General features: G+C 36.8%; 19 protein-coding genes and 2 other annotated features. Of the genes, 4 read left to right on the forward strand and 15 right to left on the reverse strand.

Annotation, left to right across the window (positions count from 1 at the left end; translation table 11 throughout):
* Nucleotides 1–43: 43 nt before the first annotated feature.
* From MKX37_RS21305 to MKX37_RS21315, 3 genes are all read left to right on the forward strand, one after another.
* Entirely contained in the window at nt 44–2791 is a 2748-nt protein-coding gene (locus MKX37_RS21305) for a S8 family peptidase (RefSeq protein ID WP_078422007.1), read from the forward strand.
* Between the two features lie 70 nt (nt 2792–2861).
* Nucleotides 2862–3090 (forward strand) — a binding site (T-box leader).
* 51 nt (nt 3091–3141) lie between these two features.
* Nucleotides 3142–3369, forward strand: a binding site (T-box leader).
* A gap of 162 nt (nt 3370–3531) precedes the next feature.
* Entirely contained in the window at nt 3532–5286 is a 1755-nt protein-coding gene (locus MKX37_RS21310) for an aromatic amino acid hydroxylase (protein WP_002167645.1), read from the forward strand.
* The gene (locus tag MKX37_RS21315; protein ID WP_002167644.1) at nt 5267–5581 is read left to right on the forward strand and encodes a 4a-hydroxytetrahydrobiopterin dehydratase; all 315 of its coding nucleotides are present in this window, start codon (nt 5267–5269) and stop codon (nt 5579–5581) included. The genes MKX37_RS21310 and MKX37_RS21315 overlap by 20 nt, the downstream gene beginning before the upstream one ends.
* Nucleotides 5582–5597: 16 nt before the next feature.
* On the opposite strand, the gene MKX37_RS21320 is transcribed toward MKX37_RS21315, so the two are convergent.
* Entirely contained in the window at nt 5598–6455 is an 858-nt protein-coding gene (locus MKX37_RS21320; RefSeq protein ID WP_002129187.1) for a VOC family protein, read from the reverse strand.
* Between the two features lie 21 nt (nt 6456–6476).
* The gene (locus MKX37_RS21325; protein ID WP_002015248.1) at nt 6477–6881 is read right to left on the reverse strand and encodes a DoxX family protein; all 405 of its coding nucleotides are present in this window, start codon (nt 6879–6881) and stop codon (nt 6477–6479) included.
* Between the two features lie 156 nt (nt 6882–7037).
* Here MKX37_RS21325 and MKX37_RS21330 point away from each other — a divergent pair, with 156 nt between their 5' ends.
* Nucleotides 7038–7583 carry a helix-turn-helix domain-containing protein gene (locus MKX37_RS21330; RefSeq protein WP_002015249.1) on the forward strand — a complete coding sequence of 182 codons (546 nt, stop codon included), beginning with the start codon at nt 7038–7040 and terminating at the stop codon, nt 7581–7583.
* A 38-nt stretch (nt 7584–7621) separates the two neighbouring features.
* Here the strand turns inward: MKX37_RS21330 and MKX37_RS21335 are convergent, their stop codons facing one another.
* The 13 genes from MKX37_RS21335 to MKX37_RS21395 all read right to left on the reverse strand — a co-directional run bounded on the left by MKX37_RS21335 (nt 7622) and on the right by MKX37_RS21395 (nt 19463).
* Entirely contained in the window at nt 7622–7999 is a 378-nt protein-coding gene (locus MKX37_RS21335; RefSeq protein ID WP_002129189.1) for a MaoC/PaaZ C-terminal domain-containing protein, read from the reverse strand.
* Between the two features lie 110 nt (nt 8000–8109).
* Nucleotides 8110–8568, reverse strand: coding sequence for a GNAT family N-acetyltransferase (locus tag MKX37_RS21340; protein WP_002129190.1), 459 nt, complete (start codon nt 8566–8568; stop codon nt 8110–8112).
* A 58-nt stretch (nt 8569–8626) separates the two neighbouring features.
* Nucleotides 8627–9154, reverse strand: coding sequence for a GNAT family N-acetyltransferase (locus MKX37_RS21345; protein ID WP_002129191.1), 528 nt, complete (start codon nt 9152–9154; stop codon nt 8627–8629).
* 294 nt (nt 9155–9448) lie between these two features.
* The gene (locus MKX37_RS21350) at nt 9449–9844 is read right to left on the reverse strand and encodes an ankyrin repeat domain-containing protein (protein ID WP_002129192.1); all 396 of its coding nucleotides are present in this window, start codon (nt 9842–9844) and stop codon (nt 9449–9451) included.
* Nucleotides 9811–10629, reverse strand: coding sequence for an ABC transporter ATP-binding protein (locus MKX37_RS21355; protein WP_002129193.1), 819 nt, complete (start codon nt 10627–10629; stop codon nt 9811–9813). Before MKX37_RS21355 ends, MKX37_RS21350 begins: the two co-directional genes overlap by 34 nt.
* Nucleotides 10616–11644: a FecCD family ABC transporter permease gene (locus MKX37_RS21360; RefSeq protein WP_002015259.1), complete on the reverse strand. Its 1029-nt coding sequence runs from the start codon at nt 11642–11644 to the stop codon at nt 10616–10618. The genes MKX37_RS21355 and MKX37_RS21360 overlap by 14 nt, the downstream gene beginning before the upstream one ends.
* A 5-nt stretch (nt 11645–11649) precedes the next feature.
* A complete protein-coding gene (locus MKX37_RS21365) occupies nt 11650–12597 on the reverse strand; it encodes an ABC transporter substrate-binding protein (RefSeq protein ID WP_002015260.1) in 948 nt (315 codons plus the stop codon).
* Between the two features lie 147 nt (nt 12598–12744).
* The gene (locus tag MKX37_RS21370; protein ID WP_002034123.1) at nt 12745–12981 is read right to left on the reverse strand and encodes a YrhC family protein; all 237 of its coding nucleotides are present in this window, start codon (nt 12979–12981) and stop codon (nt 12745–12747) included.
* Nucleotides 12982–13107: 126 nt separating this feature from the next.
* On the reverse strand, nt 13108–15711 hold the full coding sequence (gene adhE / locus MKX37_RS21375) for a bifunctional acetaldehyde-CoA/alcohol dehydrogenase (protein WP_078422008.1): 2604 nt from the start codon (nt 15709–15711) through the stop codon (nt 13108–13110).
* A 260-nt stretch (nt 15712–15971) separates the two neighbouring features.
* Entirely contained in the window at nt 15972–17105 is a 1134-nt protein-coding gene (locus MKX37_RS21380) for a bifunctional cystathionine gamma-lyase/homocysteine desulfhydrase (protein WP_002184930.1), read from the reverse strand.
* A 3-nt stretch (nt 17106–17108) separates the two neighbouring features.
* Entirely contained in the window at nt 17109–18032 is a 924-nt protein-coding gene (locus MKX37_RS21385; RefSeq protein ID WP_002067263.1) for an O-acetylserine dependent cystathionine beta-synthase, read from the reverse strand.
* An 82-nt stretch (nt 18033–18114) separates the two neighbouring features.
* Nucleotides 18115–18810, reverse strand: a complete 696-nt coding sequence (gene mtnN / locus MKX37_RS21390; RefSeq protein WP_002015266.1) for a 5'-methylthioadenosine/S-adenosylhomocysteine nucleosidase — start codon at nt 18808–18810, stop codon at nt 18115–18117.
* Nucleotides 18811–18824: 14 nt separating this feature from the next.
* Nucleotides 18825–19463, reverse strand: coding sequence for a class I SAM-dependent DNA methyltransferase (locus MKX37_RS21395; RefSeq protein ID WP_002015267.1), 639 nt, complete (start codon nt 19461–19463; stop codon nt 18825–18827).
* Between the last annotated feature and the right edge of the window lie 58 nt (nt 19464–19521).

Genomic DNA, 19521 nt, shown 5'->3' on the forward strand with positions numbered 1-19521 from the left:
ATTTATTTTCGGAAAATTAGCACTTTTATTAGGGGGAGTTTCAATGAAGAAAACTACATCAACACTATTAAGTATGGCGCTCGTCTTTTCGAGCTTTGGAGCATTAAGCGCCCATGCTGAATCACTGCAAAAAGAGAAGCAATTTAGTCCACATTTAAAAGCAAATATTGAACAATGGGGAGAAAACAAAATCGCGCAAAATGTTGAAACAAAAACATCAAAAGAAATTTCAGTTATTGTAGAATTGCAACATGCTCCACTCGCTTCACAAAGTAACATTCAACATGCTCCGGACCTACAAAATAGCAATGTGCAATCATACCATGCACAACTAAAAAAAGCACAAGAGGATACAACAAAGAAAATAAAAGAAAAAGCACCGAAAGCAACCATAAAAGAAACGTATAGTACGTTATTTTCTGGATTTTCTATTTCTATCCCAGGGGATCAAATTGCCGCTCTAGCTTCTTTACCTGAAGTAAAAGCAATTTATCCGAACTTAACATATAAATTACATGAAACGTCAAAAAGCCTAGCAGATCAAGAAACACCAAACGTAGGAGGCCCTACAGTTGGTGCACCTGAAGCTTGGAATTTAAAAGATCCAACTGGTATACCCCTTGATGGGAAAGGGATGAAAGTCGCTATTATCGATTCAGGTGTCGACTATACCCATCCTGATTTACAAGCAAATTATATCGGTGGCTATGATACAGTCGATGAAGATAATGATCCGATGGATGGAAATGTCCACGGTACCCATGTTGCTGGAATTATTGCGGGTAACGGAAAAATAAAGGGGATTGCTCCGAATGCTTCTATACTCGCTTACCGTGTCATGAATGATGGTGGTACCGGTACGACCGATGATATTATTCAAGGTATTGAGCGAGCTATTCAAGATGGTGCCGATGTTTTAAATCTATCTCTTGGTCAAGATTTGAATGTACCTGATCAACCTGTAACAATGACGTTAGAACGCGCAGCAAAACTTGGTGTTACTGCAGTCGTCTCAAATGGAAATGATGGACCAAAACCTTGGTCTGTTGACGCTCCTGGTAACGCAAGTAGTGTCATCTCTGTTGGTGCATCTACTGTTTCTATTCCATTTCCAACATTCCAAGTAGCTGGTTCCAATAAATCTTACCAAGGATTACCGTTATCAAAATCAGATTTCCAAGTAGGCAACGATGCTCAGCTTGTATATGTTGGCTACGGTAATTCAAGTGATTACGCTAAACAAGATGTGAAAGGTAAGTTCGCCCTTGTTTTACAAGGAACTTCAAGCACGTTAGTAAAAGCAGAACAAGCGAAACAAGCTGGCGCTCTTGGCGTGCTACTAATTTCTAACGAAAAAGAAATTAATCTTATGCCCGAATATTTTGCACGTGAAGATGTAGCTCTTCCAGTTATGCAACTATCAAATACAAATGGCGAAGAGTTAAAAACTTTAATTACAAAACGAAAGAAAAATATAAAAATTGGACAACCAAAGCAAACAGAACTTATTGGTAACTTTAGTTCAAGAGGACCATCACAAGGTAGTTGGCTAATAAAGCCTGATATTGTTGCACCTGGAGTACAAATTACTAGTACAGTGCCGAGAGGTGGCTATGAATCTCACAACGGAACAAGTATGGCTGCGCCACAAGTGGCGGGAGCCGTTGCCCTGCTGCGTCAAATGCATCCTGATTGGACGACAGAACAATTGAAAGCAGCTCTTGCCAACACTGCAAAAACATTAAAGGATGTCAATGAAAATACATATCCTGTCATGGCACAAGGATCTGGTTTAATTAACATTCCAAAAGCAGCCCAAACAGATGCATTAGTGAAACCTAACAATGTAAGTTTCGGTCTTATTAAACCTAATAGCGGCAAAGTGAAGTTAACACAAAATATTACATTACAAAATCTTTCTAACAAAAAGAAAAACTTTTCAACTCGCATTGAATTACTAGATACAAAAACAAAAGTCCAGACTTCTTTCTCTTCTTCTATTAGTGTGAAACCTAATAGTAACATCGAAAAGCCTTTTACTATTAATGTAGATAGCTCCTTACCACAAGGTGTATATACGGGAAATCTATATGTGAAAGAGCAAGGTAAGACTGAAGAAATGCGTATTCCATTTACGTTTAGCATTGATCCGAAAGAATACAAACGTATTGATGGTCTTGAAATCGTTAATTCTACTTTTAGTCCAAATAATGATGGAATACTAGATGACAACCTGATCAATTACTATTTAGTTACACCAGTGGAGGATGTAACATTTCACGCTAATTTAATTACGAAAGACCGTGTAACATATCAAGGCATGATACATCAAGGTAAAAACGAAACACCTGGTTATAAATCTTTCAAATGGAATGGTACGAAAACCGACGGATCTCCTCTACCTGACGGCTTATACCAAATCGAAGCTGTTGCTTCTAACTCTGGTGGAGAAACGAAACAGACAGGAGCTGTGTTTGTCGATCGTACTGCACCGAAATTATCGTCTGAAGTAGATCAAGAAAACCTCGTAATTAGAGGTAAAGTAAATGATATACTTTTGGATTGGATGGCAGAATCCGGATGGGTTGCTCCAGGACATCCCGTAACGATACAGTATGAAATTAACGGAAATGGAGCATGGGAAAGTGCATACCTAAATCCTTGGGAGAAAAACTATGAAATTTATTTCGATCGTAGTCAATTACAACAAGGAAAGAATACAATTCATATTGTAGCAACCGATGCAGCTGGAAATAAGTCTAATTTAAACGTCGATTTAGAAGTGAGATAATAAAATTATTGTTGACAAGCTTTTAAATATAGTTTTATAATACAAAACATAGTTTAGTTGAACGAATTATATATCGGCTTTGAAGGAATACTAGTAGCGACTTATATCCCTGTCTCAGAGAACTGATGGTTGGTGCGAATCAGTACATATACAAGCGTGAATTACAATTCTGGAGCTTCTTTCCCGTAATGCTTTTTATGCATGAAGAGAAAGACGGATCTTTCCGTTATCTTAAAGTAAGTGGTAAACAATTAATTGTTTACAAATAGGGTGGTACCGCGATTTTTATCGTCCCTATCGGATTTTCCGATAGGGGCTTTTTTGCGTCCTTCCCTTTTAAATAACTTCATATATACGCGTTGAAAGAATCGCAGTAGTATCTTGTATCCCTGTTTCAGAGAGCTAATGGTCGGTGGGAATTAGCACATATATAAGTACGAATTACAATTCTGGAGCTTCTTTTTCGTAGTGCTTTTATGCATGAAGGAAAAGACGGGATTTTTCCGTTATCATTAGTTGAGATGTAAGTATATTTTCACTTACAAATAGGGTGGTACCGCGATTTTTTCGCCCCTATCGGATTTTCCGATAGGGGATTTTTCTATTTCTCACGCAAACAGTTGTTAAAGAATTTCGAATGTTATGATAAAATTTTATAAGCGCTTACAATTCTGAAAGGAGGTGGTACAAGCTATACAAAACTGATATTCATTTTTATAGAGAAAAAGGAGGACGTCTAAATGACAAAGAAAAAAGAAATTCCATCACATTTAAAACCATTCGTATCCACACAGCATTATGATCAATACACACCGGTGAATCACGCTGTTTGGCGTTACATTATGAGACAAAACCATAGCTTCTTAAAAGATGTTGCTCATCCATCCTATGTTAACGGACTACAATCATCTGGTATTAATATAGATGCAATTCCAAAAGTAGAAGAAATGAACGACTGTTTAGCACCAAGCGGCTGGGGTGCCGTAACGATTGACGGACTTATTCCCGGCGTCGCATTCTTCGATTTTCAGGGGCATGGATTACTACCAATCGCAACAGATATTCGTAAAGTAGAAAATATCGAGTATACACCCGCTCCTGATATCGTTCATGAAGCTGCAGGCCACGCACCGATTTTGCTTGATTCTACATATGCAAAATATGTGAAACGCTTTGGACAAATTGGAGCGAAAGCTTTCTCCACAAAAGAAGAACATGATGCTTTTGAAGCCGTTCGTACATTAACGATCGTAAAAGAAAGCCCTACTTCTACACCTGAAGAAGTTGCAGTTGCTGAAAATGCTGTAATCGAAAAACAAAACTTAGTTTCTGGTTTATCAGAAGCAGAACAAATTTCACGTTTATTCTGGTGGACAGTGGAATACGGCTTAATCGGCAATATAAATGATCCGAAAATTTACGGTGCTGGTCTCCTTTCCTCTGTCGGTGAAAGTAAGCATTGCTTAACAAACGCTGTAAAGAAAGTCCCATTCTCAATTGAAGCTTGCACCGGGACAACTTATGATGTAACAAAAATGCAACCACAGCTATTTGTTTGTGAATCATTTGAAGAATTGACTGAGGCCCTTGAGCAGTTCTCTACAACGATGGCATTTAAAACAGGTGGAACAGAAGGATTAGAAAAAGCAATCCGCTCCGAAAATCATGCTACAACTGAGCTAAGTAGTGGATTACAAATTACAGGTACATTTACAGAGACAATTAAAAATGATACTGGTGAAGTTATTTACACACGAACAAGCTCACCAACTGCATTAGCAATTCATAATAAACAACTAGCAAATCATTCTACATCTGTGCACAGCGATGGATTCGGGACACCAATCGGATTACTAGATGGAGATATTGCATTAGAAAATTGTACAGAAGAACAATTACAATCATTAGGCATTACAATTGGAAGCAGTGCAGAGTTTACTTTTGCAAGTGGCATTCATGTAAAAGGAACAGTAACAGACATTGTAAAGAATGATAAAAAAATTGCTCTTATCTCCTTTATAAATTGTGCAGTTACTCATAAAGATCGCTTATTATTTGATCCTTCATGGGGAGCATTTGATATGGCTGTCGGCTCACAAATCACTTCTGTATTCCCAGGAGCGGCAGATGCGGCTGCATTTTTCCCGATGAATGAAGAAGTACAAGAAACGCCTGATCCACTTGTACTGAATAAGCTTGAACGTATGTATCAAACAGTTCGAGATATACGTAACGATAGTATTTTACACGATACTCATACTGATCAATTAATAGCTATTCAAGAAGTATTAAATAAATTTCATCCGAAAGAATGGTTGCTTCGTCTTGAAATTTTAGAATTGCTTTTAGAACATAACAAAGGACACGAAGCATCAGCAGCATTATTACAACAACTTTCTACTTTCACAACTGAAGAATCTGTAACACGTCTTATTAACAATGGTCTTGCGTTACTGCAGGTAAAGGATGTGAAAAATGATGCTACGATTAACTAATGAAGAAGTACAAGAGGAATTAACAAAGCTGGATAAATGGACAGTGAAAGATGAAAAATGGATTGAAAGAAAATATATGTTTTCCGACTACTTAAAAGGAGTCGAATTTGTCTCTGAAGCCGCCAAACTATCAGAAGAACATAATCACCACCCATTTATCCTTATCCAGTATAAAGCAGTCATTATTACTTTGTCATCATGGAATGCAAAAGGTTTAACGAAACTAGATTTTGACCTTGCAAAGCAATTTGATGAACTATTTTTACAAAATGAAAAAGCTATTATAAGAAAGTGAAAAAAGAGAAGCCTTTTTAGGCTTCTCCTTTCACTTTAAAATGTATACAATGTCCAAACGGATCCTTGGCCTGTAATATTCCATCTTTATACGTAGCAACTACGCCAATATATTTTAAACTTTCACACACTTGCTCTTTTTGTTTTTCATCTGCTAGTACAATTGTGAAATATTTCAAACCAACGGAATTTGGCATTTGTGGTGGTATACCTTCACCCTGCCATGTATTTAAACCGATATGGTGATGATAACCACCTGCTGATACGAACAACGCTCCATTACGAGCTGGAATCGTTACATCAAAACCAAGGCCATCAACATAGAAATGTTTCGCTTCTTCTAAGTCAGCTACATGTAAATGAATGTGCCCCATCACAGTACCAGCCGGGAACCCATTCCATGTACTTCCTTGCTGTAATAATCCTTCGCCGTCTAACGGGTTACTAACAAATGGTAGCTCTCCATTTTCATCATGCCAAACTTCTTTTTGGCGATCATGATAAATTTCAATCCCGTTTCCATCTGGATCAGCTAAATAAAGAGCTTCACTAAAGTAATGGTCAGCCCCACCATGTAATGGGTGTACTCTCTCAACAAAATGACGAAGAATATTTGCTAAGTCTTGTCTGTTTGGTAATAAAATTGCATAGTGATATAAACCAGTTCGACCTCTTTGCTTCGGAAGAGCGTCTTCCTTTTCTTCTATTATGAGAAGTGGCTCATTGTCCTCATTACCAAACGTAACGATTGTACTTTTTTCTTCCAGTACCTTCATACGCAATACTTCTGTATAAAACTCTAGCGATTTCTTTAAATTTGATACATATAAATGAACAACCCCAAGTGTTGTTTCGGGATGAAGTGGAAAGCCCATTTTGTTATACCCCCATTTTAATTAATTCTTCTTTAACATTTTCTCTTTTAAGAAATTATCTACAAAACCATTAGCTTTCGCAACAAATAAGTAAGCACCCATCGCTAATAATGCAAGTTCTAACTCAAATCCAGGATTTTTCCCGTCTCCTAACAAACCAGCTGACCATTTTACTTTCACAATCGCTCCAACCATAACAAGTGCAAATAATAAGCCAATATACCTTACGCCTAAACCTAGAATTAACAATAGGCCTCCAACTAATTCAACTGTTGCTACACCGTATGCAAGTCCTCCTGGTAAACCAATGCTTGTAAACCACCCTGCAATATTGTCAATTCCTGATTGGAATTTTGTTAAACCGTGCATAAAGAACGTTACCCCTAACACGATACGAATAATTAAGTTACCAATATGTTGATTCATTTCTTTCTCTCCTTTATAGTTTTGTTATACAAAACTTTTATTTACATAACAAAACATACACTAATTATTTTTATTCGTCAATTCATTTTTCATGAGAAAAAATATTTTTTTTTTGCTATGATACAAATAGTTGTTTACAAAAAGGAGCATGATTTTATGAATATCGGTTCTGCGATTCGTGAAATTCGTCAACGTAGAGGAATTACGATTGCCCAAATTTGTGAAGGAACAGGTCTTTCTAAAGGCTTTATGAGTCAGGTTGAAAACAATAAAACATCACCATCTATCTCAACTTTAGAAATGATCGCTAATTTTTTAAATGTCCCCCTTCCATATTTATTGTTAGAACAAAAAGATCGTTTGAAAATTGTAAAAAAAGAAGAGCGTAAATACAGTGTGTATGGAAAAGATGAACAAAGAATTGAACATGTTGCGGAGCAAGGTGGTCTCCGCCTATCTCTAGTAGAAATTTCTGCCGGATTCCCGAAAGAAAACTCACCAAATGCTCATGAAGGTGAAGAGTGTCATCTTGTATTACGCGGAAAACTAGAAGTTCAACATGGAGAAGATATTGCGATTGTAGAAGAAGGTGATTCTTTCTCTTGGAATGCATGCGTTCCTCATATTGTTCGCAATATAGGTGAAGAATCTGCATTATTACTTATCTCTAGTCATGCGGAAAATCGAAAACGTGTTTACTAAACGATAAAAAGAAGCCTGTTTCGTAACAGGCTTCTTTTTTATCCCCTTATAATTCCATAACTCGTCCCAACTAGTACGGTCTTTTCATGTTGATTGCGATAAACTGACTCAATTGAAACTTTTTTATATCCTTCCATTTGCTCAATATTTGTTAAAGTTAATTCACAAGTAACCGTATCCCCTGTAAAAACTGGTCTAATAAACTCACTTACTAATTCCCTCGCTATGTAATGTAACTCTTCGCCTACTTTCGTCCCAATGCTAGCAGTCAATAAACCATGAACCATTAATCGTCCATTCTCATCATATTCCATATGATGTCTACCTTTATCGCCTGTAATATTTGCAAATTCAAAAACTTCTTCCTCGGTAAATCTTCTTTCGTATTTAAATATATCCCCAACTTTTACATTCATTTTTATCCCCCATTTAATAAACTGAATTTTCTTTTATTTTATCACAAAATGAGTCTCAGTTCAGTTTATATTATTAAAATAGCAATCCTTTTTCTTTATTACCTTATAAGTTATCGATGCCCTTCCTCTTTGGCCACTTGATACCCATAGTACGCACATGTTCCATTTCTTGATAACTCTCTTACTTCAAAATCACAACTTCTATAAAAATCAAAATTGTTAGCGGACGTATGCGCAAACCAATCGCCATGCGGAAGCTTTTGTAAACAAAGAGCTACAAGTTTCTTACCTAACCCTTTCCCCCTATACTCACACTTCACAACTAAATTTACTATGTTAGCAACCATGATTTGATCAGAAATCACTCTAACCATCGCGACCATTTCTTCTTCATCCCAAATTGTGAAAGCCCATGTTGAATTTTCAAATGCAATCGTAAACTTTTCAATTTGCCAAGAAGGGATATTATCATTACTCCAGCCAGCATCTTCAAATAATGTCTTAATCGCATATGCTGGCACTCCATTCGTTCCTTCACGAATAATTAATCCATTATGATAAATATACATGTAATCCCTCCCTTTATTTTTTATATACCATTCTCCAAAAAATGCAATTCACCTTTTTTCATCCAACCCGCTTAATGGAATAAACGAGAACTTCCATCTCATGAAATGAAGTTGTTTTCTCATAACTAAGCCCTGTTTTTCTAGCAACAAATATTGAAGCTGGGTGGTTCGGATTAATAAGTGAAATTAATTTATTCATTTGTAATGCTTGAAAACCATAGTCTCGAAAAGCCGCCGCAGCCTCTTTCGCATACCCTTTCCCCCAATATTTAGGAAGTAGCCAATAGCCAATCTCAATTTCCTCTTTTCCATCTACCTTCTGCTTGACAAGTCCTGCATGACCAATTCTTATCCCTGTTTCCTTTTCAATCATTACAAATAAACCGAGACCATTTTTATAATTTGGAAGTACCCTCTCCTCCAAACTTTTTTTACATTGCATAAATGTTTTTAACGTTCCATTTCCAATATAGCGCATTACCTTCTCATCCCCCCATAAAGAAGCATAAAATGGTAAATCATCCATTGTATATTTGCGAAATTGTAAGCGATCTGTATGGAACACTCTTTTATTCACTCCCATCATTTTGAACCTCATTACATAACAACATATTTCAAACTACGTAAGTGTTGAATAATTCATATCAAGAAAGTTACCAAAAAGAAAGAAAATTCAATCTTATAAAAGTGTATTATATCAAAAAAAAGCAGTAGACAAAAGAGTGTCTACTGCATCCATATCATAACTAGTATAAAGAAAACTACAATTGAGGGGGTGTAGGATTTTCAAATATACTAGATACTTATCCCGTTCTAACGGGCGGTAAACCTTCCAATCCTTTGAGTGGAAAGTTTACCGCACATAAGAACTTTGCGGTCATTAAGAAAGCACTGTTAAGTACTCAAATACACGCTGAGCTTTTTCTCCACCCATTCGTGCATGTTGAAGAAGAGAGATGCCATGTGGGCCAGATGCACGTAATGCTTCTGGTTGTGCTACTAAAATGGCTTGTACGACTTCAAGTTCACCCAGCATAGCTGCTGCAAAAATATCCATCCGAGCTCCCTTTTCCAGTAAATAAAGAGCAATATCTTTACGGCCTACATGGGCCGCTGCTCCTAAGGCACTTTCCCAATCTGAGCCACCCCAATTATAAGAAGCATGAAGTAAGCTCGGTGATTCGGCCAAAAGCTCCTGTACTCTTTCTAGATCTCCGTGAGCTGCCATAACAAATTCCCTTACTAACTCAGTGGTAATACGCTCGTCTGTTTGCATCTCTCTTCTCCCTTTTCACAAATTCGTTTCGGTGTAAAAAATGGCTTGTCACTCCCTTGGAATATATCAACTTCAATTCCAAATACACGCTGAAACATTTGATGACATAGTACTTCTTCTGGTACGCCATCATACTGAATCTTCCCTTGTTTTAATACGAGTAAACGATCGCTATATTGAGCCGCTTGATTAATATCATGTAAAACCATTACAATCGTCATACCAAACTCTTCGTTTAATCGTTTAACAAGTTCCATTACTTCTAACTGATGGACGATATCTAAAAAGGTTGTTGGTTCATCTAATAGTAAGACATTTGTGCGTTGTGCAAGCGTCATTGCAATCCAAGCACGTTGCCTTTCTCCTCCTGATAAGGATTGTAAAAGACGATATTCATACCCTTCAAGCTTTGTAACAGACAATGCCCAATCAACAATTTCTTCATCTTCTTTATTTAAGCGACTACTCCATGATTTATGAGGACCTCTTCCGAACTCTATTAGTTCTTTCACTGTTAAATCTAATTGATGATCGTGCATTTGTGGTAACATCGCTAATTGCTTCGCAACATCTGCACTCTTCATCGTATAAATATTTTCCCCATCTAAAATGATGTCTCCTTCGCTTTGTTTAAGTAGCCGTGCTATTAAACGAAGCAAAGTAGATTTCCCCGATCCATTCGGGCCGATTAAACTAACGATTTCTCCAGCTTTAATATGTACATTCATATTTTGCATTTGAAATCTTTCAGAATGTGCGTAAAACACTTTGTTAACGGAAATCACGTTGTTTTCCTCCTCTATGGATTAAATATAAGAAGAACGGACCACCTAAGAAGGACAATAAAATACCAACAGGCAATTCGATTGGATCGAACCAACTTCGAGCTATCGCATCCGCAAAAACAAGTAATATCCCACCGCCAAGGCATGATAATGGCAGTAAATATTTATAGTCATTTCCAACTAATAAACGTAACATATGCGGTACAACAAGACCGACAAATCCAATAAGACCAGAAACACTAACTGCTATTCCAGCTAACATTGTACTTACTACTATTAAATAAAACCGACTTCTTTCCACGTTATACCCTAATAATTTTGCCATTTCATCCCCAAGCATTAATACTCGAATATGTTTAATACCGAAGAAAGCTAATATAATAGCGAATATCGCATAGTAAATAATCATATTTAAATGTGCCCAACTAACACCACCAATACCACCAGCTAACCACGGTAAAACTGATTGTACTTTGTCGCTATGTAATAACATTAGCGCTGAAGTCGCTGCACCAATTAATGCGTTTATTGAAACACCTACTAATACAATTCGTGAAGGTGGCGCCCCCTTTTGCCATGATAGTGCGTAAATGACCATTGCTGTAATAAAAGCTCCTAAAAACGCTCCTAGTGGTAAGAATGCCATATGTTGAGGAAATAAAATCATGATTATAATTGCTACAAGACCTGCTCCTGATGAAACTCCGATAATTCCAGGATCTGCAAGAGGATTTCTCATAACCCCTTGCAATAATGCTCCTGATGCAGCTAAACACGTTCCTACTATAAAACCAACGAGCACTCTCGGTATACGAAGATCCCATACAATTCGATGAACTGTCGAACCTTCATCTTGTATACCTTCTATAATGTCTCGTAAAGAAAAAGATAAGCTCCCTGCAAAAAGGCCATAAAAAAGACCTAGAACAGTTAATACGACTAAAGTAACTGTTATTATCCACCTTTTTCTCGCAAAAGGATGTTCCTTTTCTCTTACTATTTCACTACTCTCCATACTTATCATTTCCTTACATCTTGTATACTTTTATACATAAAGTCCATCGCTTCTGTAACTTTTGTCCCAGGATTTGATCCAAATAAATCTGGTGGTAAAATAACTACACGATTTTGTTTTACTGCATCTAAATTTTTCCATGCTTCATTTTTCATCATTTCGCCTTCAAATGCTTTTTTCACACTATTGGGATCTCCATGTGTAATTAAATAAATCACATCTGGATTTGCTTCAATAATACGTTCTACACTTAGCTGTGCATATTGCGGATACTCTTTCATTTCTGGAAAACTAGCTGCGATATTTTTCCCGCCTGTTTTTTCTAAAATATCCCCTGATAGAGATGTTGGTAATGCTGCTAAATAAGTGCCTGGTGCTCCATAAACTAGCAACGCTTTAACGTCACTCTTTTTCTCATATTTCTTCATTTGATCATTAATTTTTTGGTTAAGCTCTTTTGCTTTATCTTCTTTCTTCATTACTGTTCCATACATTTCAATACCCTTTTGAATATCTTTTACAGAGTTGGCTGAAGAAATGATTACTTTTGTTCCTTGTCCTTCGACCGTTGGAATGTTCTTTTGGAATCCATTGTTAGCAACAAGTACATCCGGTTTTAAACTAGCAATTTGCTCAAAATTCGGTTGATGTGCATTCCCGATTACTTGTGCTTTCTTTAATTCCTCTGGGAGAGTTAATTTTGTATCCGGACGACCTACTATTTTTCCACCTAAAGCATGAATAATATCCATGTCTCCCATACTCAACGTAGCAAAACTTTCAGGAACTTTATTGAATGTTATCTTTCTGTCTGAGAGATCGGTAATTTCGATTTTGTCTGTTCCTTTGTCTGTTTTTGTTGCGGATGCTTTTTCGTTTTCTTTTGCACTGCAACCTATTAATAAGAAAAAAATAGATAAGATCGCTGTGAACAGCGTAATAGATTTGTTCATTCTTTCACCTCTAATTGATAATAATAATCATTAACTACTATTCTACTTTAATTGATAAGGATTATCATTGTCAATATGAAACGCATACATTTTCTACAAAAATGAAAAAACGCTACAAAAAGATTTCTTCTTTTCGTAGCGCCCTATTTAACAATTTTCTTCATATTCGCTCTCCTCTAATTGATCACGCATCGTTCTAACACGCTTAAAGAAGAAAAAAGCAAGAACTAAAAATACAATAATACTCCCCATCATAACAAAAGACTGTACCATACTTTTTATTCCACTTGGAATTAATAAACCGATCATTAAAAATGTACTTATAGCTAAAAGTACTTGTGCAAACCGGGTATAATCTGCTATTTTTTCTTGTAATTCTTTCATCTGCTTATCACTCCCATCCTCACTTTATCACATTCTATCAAGCTTAAAGACAAGTAAATAGAACCAATCTGGGAGATGTTTTCCAAAGTAAAAAAGAGCCGCTTACTCGCGGCTCTTTTTTATCTATTATACGCCTTTATATGCTTCTATATAGATTTCTTTCAGCTCTGAAATGAGCGGTAATTTTGGATTAGCTGTTGTACATTGATCTTCAAAAGCTCTTTCTGCTAATAATCCAACAACCCCTTCAAATTGATCTTTAGCAACTCCTTGTCCTGCAATACTCATATTTATATTTAAGCTTTTTCCAAGCTCAATAATTGCTTGGACGAGTGATTCCACACCTTCCGCTGTTGAGCTTGCTGGAAGCCCGAGCATTCTCGCAATATGTGCATAGCGTTCATCAGCCACAAAGTGCTCATATTTTGGGAACAATGCGTGTTTTCTTGGCTTAATAGCATTATAGCGAACTACGTGCGGCATAAGAATTGCATTCGCACGTCCATGCGGAATATGGAATTCCGGTCCAATTTTATGCGCTAAACTATGATTAATACCTAGGAAAGCATTTGCAAATGCCATCCCTGCGATTGCGGAAGCATTATGCATTTTTTCTCGTGCTTCTTCATCATTTCCATCTTTATATGCTCTCGGCAAATATTTAAATACGAGATCAATTGCTTTTAATGCTAAACCATCAGTATAGTCATTTGCCAGAACAGACACATACGCTTCAATTGCATGTGTTAATACGTCCATACCAGTATCTGCCGTCACATGAGGTGGTACTGTCATTACAAATTGCGGATCAACAATCGCTACATCTGGTGTTAATTCATAATCCGCAAGCGGGTATTTAATATTATTTTTCTTATCTGTAATAACCGCAAATGGCGTCACCTCTGATCCCGTCCCTGATGTTGTTGGAATGGCAACAAATTGTGCTTTATTTCCCAAGTTCGGATACTTACATGTACGTTTTCTTATATCTAAAAACTTCTGTTTTATTCCATAGAATGTCGTTTCTGGGTGCTCATAGAATAGCCACATCCCTTTTGCTGCATCCATAGCTGAACCGCCACCAAGCGCGATAATTACATCTGGTTTAAAGCTTTTCATCATGTCCGCACCTTTAAATACAGTTTCATCTGATGGATCTGGCTCAACTTCAAAGAAAACTTCAACTTTCACATCATTTGTATGCTTACGTAAATAGTGCGTAACTGTATCTACATAACCGTGCTCAACCATCCCTGGATCCGTTACAATAAATGCGCGGGAAATGTTAGGCATGTTTGCTAAATATGCTGTCGCATGTTTTTCAAAATAAATTTTGGGTGGTAATTTGAACCACTGCATATTCTTTTTTCTATTTGCCAACCTTTTTATATTTAATAAATGAGTCGCCGTTACGTTTTGGGAAACTGAGTTTTTCCCGTAGGAGCCACAACCAAGCGTAAGTGATGGAATAAATCCATTATATATATCACCAATTCCACCTTGTGATGAAGGTGCATTTACAATGAGACGGCAGGCTTTCATACGTAACCCAAATTGTTTTTGTACTTCTTTATTTGTAGAATGGATAACCGCTGAATGCCCTAGGCCACCAAGCTCTAACATTTCTTCGCAATATGTAAATCCTTCTTCTAATGAATTTGCTTTTACACAAGCTAACACTGGGCTCAGTTTCTCACGAGATAGTGGATACGCTGCTCCGATGCCTTTAATTTCAGCTACAAGCATTTTTGTATGTTCAGGTACAGTAATTCCTACTAATTCAGCAATATACTGTGCTGATTTCCCAACAATATCACTATTTACTGCACATGTATTTTCATTAATAACAAGCTTTTCTAATTTCTTTCTCTCTTCCTCTGTTACAAAATAACAATTATTTGCAATCATTTCTGCTTTAACATCATTATAGATTTCCTTATCTACAATGATGGCTTGTTCTGACGCACAAATCATACCGTTATCAAATGTTTTCGATAAAATCAAATCATTAACAGCACGTTTTACATGTGCCGATTTCTCTATATAACATGGTACATTACCTGGCCCTACACCTAGCGCCGGTTTACCAGTAGAATAAGCCGATTTCACCATACCAGCCCCTCCAGTTGCTAGAACGAGTGCGACACCATCATGGTTCATTAATTGTTTCGTTGCTTCCACAGAAGGTCTTTCAATCCATTGAATACAATGCTTTGGTGCACCAGCTTTCACTGCTGCATCATATACTGTTTTTGCCGCTGCAACGGAACAGTTTTGTGCAGAAGGATGAAATGCGAAAATAATTGGATTTCTCGTTTTTATCGCGATTAATGCTTTAAACATTGTTGTCGATGTTGGGTTCGTTACTGGCGTTACCCCAGCTACTACACCGACAGGTTCTGCGATTTCTATTATTTCTTCATGAGGATCTTCATGAATAATTCCTACCGTTTTATCTTTCTTTATACTATGCCAAATATATTCAGTGGCAAAAATATTTTTAATGCATTTATCTTCATATACGCCACGGCCCGTTTCTTCAACAGCCAACTTCGCAAGCGGCATATGTTGATCGACACCCGCAAGCGCCATTTCATGAACAATGTTGTCAATTTGCTCTTGTGTAAAACTTTCTAATGCTTGTAAAGCTTTTTGACCGTTATCTACTAACGTATCAATCATCTCTTTTACCTCTTGCATTTCATTTACAACTTTCTCTTTGACTACCATGTAAATTTCCTCCTATTCTGCTATTCTGGACTTTATAAGTCCCTATAGGTCATAAAAAGTCCCGATTAGCGTAAAAAAATAGAGTTACCTTCCTACATGAATCCCATTGATTGTGAAACATTTCACAAGTTTGTTCGTGAATAACATTTCATGAATTCAATATACATGAAATCATTTCATTTGTGTATGTCTAATTTGTGAAATATTTCACAAATTAATATAATAAAAATGCACTGCTCTATATTAGCAGTGCATTTTTATTATGCTAGCGCTTGTGCCAAATCTTCAATTAAATCTTCTCCATCTTCAATACCAACAGAGATTCGAATTAATGTATCTGTAATTCCTAATTCTTTACGGCGATTTGCTGGGATTGATGCATGTGTCATTTGAGATGGGATAGAAATTAAACTTTCTACTGCTCCTAAGCTTTCAGCAAGTGTAAAGTATTGCAGTTTCTCAAGTACTTTATTCAACGTTTCCGCACTATCTACATCAAATGAGATGATAGCACCAAATCCATTTGCTTGTTCTGTTGCTAGTTCATGGTTTTGATGGGATTCAAGACCTGGATAATATACTTTATTTACTTTTGGATGGTTATTTAAAAACTCGGCAATCGCACGTGAATTCGTTTCATGTTCTTCCATACGAATTCCTAATGTTTTTAAACCACGAAGTAGTAAGAAGCTATCTTGTGGGCCAAGAATACCTCCTGTTGAGTTTTGTACAAAGTGAAGGTCTTCTGCTAATTGCGGGCTATTTACAACTACTAGGCCTGCAACTACGTCACTATGTCCTCCTAAATATTTCGTTGCACTATGAAGCACAATGTCTGCTCCTAAAGAAATTGGCGACTGCCAATATGGCGTCATGAATGTGTTATCAATAATTGTTAATAAATCTTTCTCTTTAGCAAGAGCAGATATTTTCTTAATATCAGTAATTTTTAGTAATGGGTTCGTTGGTGTTTCTACATAAATCGCTTTCGTATTTGGACGAATCGCTTCTACAACTTCCTCTAGGTTTGTTGTATCTACAAATGTATGCTCAATACCGAAGCGGTTTAATACTTTCGTAATAACACGGTACGTTCCGCCATAAACATCATCTGTTAAAATGACGTGATCTCCTTTTGAGAACAACATAATTGTTGCTGTAATAGCAGCCATTCCTGAACCAAATGCAAATCCAGCATGACCGTTTTCTAATACAGCAATCATTTCTTCTAAAGCTGCACGTGTTGGGTTGCCTGTACGTGAATATTCATATCCTTGATGCTTACCAACTGCTTCTTGTTTATACGTACTTGTTTGATAAATCGGTACATTTACAGATCCAGTTGAAGGTTCTCCTATGCGAATACCATGAATTAATTTTGTCTTTGCTCTCATTTTTTATTCCCATCCTTTGTATATGTCTTTACTTAAATAGCGCTCACTACTATCAGGAAAAATCGTTACAATATTCGTACCTGGTGCTGCTTTCTCTGCCTCAAGTAAGCTTGCATGAAACGCTGCTCCTGAAGAGCTCCCAACGAGAAGGCCTTCTTTTTGCGCTAACTCTTTTACTCGTAAAAATGCATGTCGATCAGAAATTGTATGAATTTCATCAAAATAAGATGTTTTTAAAAATGGCGGGATGAATTCAAGACCAATCCCTTCTGTTTCATGTGAACCAGCTTTACCACCATTTAAAATAGATCCTTCTGGTTCTACAATAACCGTCTTAATATCAATGTTTTTCTCTTTTAAATAAGACGCAGTTCCCATAAACGTACCGCCAGTTCCTGCCCCTGCAACAAATATGTTAATTTCTCCATTCAATGCATCCCAAAGTTCAGGACCTAATGTTTTGAAATAAGCACGAGGGTTTGCTTCATTCGCAAACTGACTTGGAGAGTATGAATTCGGTATTTCATTTACTAATTCTTTTGCCTTTGCAATTGCGCCGGTCATTCCTTGCTCAGTCGGTGTATGCACGACCGTTGCACCTAGCGCTTTCATTAATTCTTGTTTTTCAATACTAAATTTCTCTGGTACACAAACAATGACGCGTAAATCATGTTCTAACGCTGCAAGTGCCAGTCCAATGCCAGTATTCCCAGCCGTCGGTTCAATAATTGTTCCGCCCTCTGCAACAAGCCCTTTTTCTAGTGCATCTTCGATTAATTCTCTTCCTAAACGATCCTTAACGCTTCCGCCTGGGTTGTAAAATTCAAGCTTCGCAAATAAACGGACTCCTTTCGGAAGTGAAAAACGAGTAATTTCCACGATTGGTGTATGACCAATCAACTCATGAACTCCACGATATACATTCATCGTGTTCTCCCCCTTATTTGCCAATAAAGAAAAGGCAACTGTATGTATTTTCTTTATATGAGACAGTTGCCTTTTTGTTACATTACTTTAACTCTTCTAGTACTTTTACGATAAAGTTTGTAGAATGAAGAGCTGCTTGATCTAAAAATTGATCAAATGAAACATTTGATTCTTTACCAGCAATATCAGAAAGTGCACGAATAATAACAAACGGAACTTCATATTGGTGGCATACTTGCGCAACAGCTGCTGCTTCCATTTCTACTGCATAAAGATCTTCAAATTTATCACGAATTGCTGCAACGCGGTTCGGATCACTCATAAATGAATCACCTGTTGCAATCATACCTTTTACGACTTGAATATTTTCTTCTGCCTGCATACATTTCTCAGCTAATGCAACTAATGCCTCATCAGCTTTAAATCCAGGTGGCATTCCTGGCACTTGACCATATTCGTAGTTAAATGCTGTTACATCTACGTCATGGTGACGAACTTCTGTTGAAATAACTACATCACCAACATTTAGAGAGTGATGGAATCCACCAGCTGAACCAGTATTAATTACTTTTTCAGGCTTATATTTTTCTAATAAAATTGTCGTTGACATCGCTGCATTTACTTTACCAATACCAGACTTTAGCAAGATTACTTCATGTCCTGCCAATAGCCCTTTCGTAAATTCACAACCTGCAACAGTTTCTGTTTCTGCTTGTTCTAGTTTGTCACGTAAAATACGTACTTCTTCTTCCATTGCTCCAATTACAGCAATTCTCAATCTAATCCCTCTTTCTATTGCTTAGTTGCCTCCATTACCCAAACGAAATGATTTAATCTCGTAAACGTTACGTGGAAGCCATTGTTTTCAAAAATAGATTGCATGATCGGAATACGTGTATAGTATTCTGTTTGCAAATCGTTTGCTAACTGATGAAAACCTCTTTGTTTTGCTACTTCGACAGTTTTATCATATGCATCTTGATCTGCAAATATCGTATCAGCAAACACTATTTTACCACCTTTGTTTAGCAATTGACTATACTTCGCAATTGCTACGTCTTTTTCTTCATCTATTAAATGATGAAATGCGTAAGTGCTCACAATAGTATCGATTGAATTTGGGACTTCAAATGAAAGAAAATCACCCTCTGTAATTGAAAACTCTTTTGGTAATTTCTCTTTTGCAATAGTACGCATTTCGCGTGACGGTTCTATACCGTAAACTGTGCGACCAGCAAGTAATAATTTATTTGTTAAATTGCCAGTACCAACACCGAATTCTAATACGTTGCCAAATGACTTGTTAACTACATCCTCTAAAATGTCCTCATAATGGGCGAAAACTTCTTTATATTGTATATCTTCGCCTTGTACAAATGAGTCGTACGTATGAGCCCATTCATCAAATAAACCATTAAATTCTGTTCCCATAAAAATTCCCCTTTTTCTTATCGGTTTTATCAGTATGATATTCTCTCTTTCTAAAAAT

This window comes from Bacillus sp. FSL R5-0709, assembly GCF_038004785.1.
Classification (GTDB): Bacteria; Bacillota; Bacilli; order Bacillales; family Bacillaceae_G; genus Bacillus_A; species Bacillus_A mycoides.

Coding starts and splice junctions, on each gene's coding strand:
- MKX37_RS21385 (WP_002067263.1), bottom strand. CDS start 18,032: ATGAATGTATATCGTGGAGTTCATGAGTTGATTGGTCATACACCAATC.
- MKX37_RS21325 (WP_002015248.1), bottom strand. CDS start 6,881: ATGAATCAACATATTGGTAACTTAATTATTCGTATCGTGTTAGGGGTA.
- MKX37_RS21345 (WP_002129191.1), bottom strand. CDS start 9,154: ATGATGGGAGTGAATAAAAGAGTGTTCCATACAGATCGCTTACAATTT.
- MKX37_RS21335 (WP_002129189.1), bottom strand. CDS start 7,999: ATGAATGTAAAAGTTGGGGATATATTTAAATACGAAAGAAGATTTACC.
- MKX37_RS21395 (WP_002015267.1), bottom strand. CDS start 19,463: ATGGGAACAGAATTTAATGGTTTATTTGATGAATGGGCTCATACGTAC.
- MKX37_RS21365 (WP_002015260.1), bottom strand. CDS start 12,597: ATGAACAAATCTATTACGCTGTTCACAGCGATCTTATCTATTTTTTTC.
- MKX37_RS21370 (WP_002034123.1), bottom strand. CDS start 12,981: ATGAAAGAATTACAAGAAAAAATAGCAGATTATACCCGGTTTGCACAA.
- adhE (WP_078422008.1), bottom strand. CDS start 15,711: ATGGTAGTCAAAGAGAAAGTTGTAAATGAAATGCAAGAGGTAAAAGAG.
- MKX37_RS21340 (WP_002129190.1), bottom strand. CDS start 8,568: ATGTATATTTATCATAATGGATTAATTATTCGTGAAGGAACGAATGGA.
- MKX37_RS21380 (WP_002184930.1), bottom strand. CDS start 17,105: ATGAGAGCAAAGACAAAATTAATTCATGGTATTCGCATAGGAGAACCT.
- MKX37_RS21330 (WP_002015249.1), top strand. CDS start 7,038: ATGAATATCGGTTCTGCGATTCGTGAAATTCGTCAACGTAGAGGAATT.
- MKX37_RS21310 (WP_002167645.1), top strand. CDS start 3,532: ATGACAAAGAAAAAAGAAATTCCATCACATTTAAAACCATTCGTATCC.
- MKX37_RS21320 (WP_002129187.1), bottom strand. CDS start 6,455: ATGGGCTTTCCACTTCATCCCGAAACAACACTTGGGGTTGTTCATTTA.
- MKX37_RS21315 (WP_002167644.1), top strand. CDS start 5,267: ATGATGCTACGATTAACTAATGAAGAAGTACAAGAGGAATTAACAAAG.
- MKX37_RS21360 (WP_002015259.1), bottom strand. CDS start 11,644: ATGGAGAGTAGTGAAATAGTAAGAGAAAAGGAACATCCTTTTGCGAGA.
- MKX37_RS21350 (WP_002129192.1), bottom strand. CDS start 9,844: ATGCAAACAGACGAGCGTATTACCACTGAGTTAGTAAGGGAATTTGTT.
- MKX37_RS21305 (WP_078422007.1), top strand. CDS start 44: ATGAAGAAAACTACATCAACACTATTAAGTATGGCGCTCGTCTTTTCG.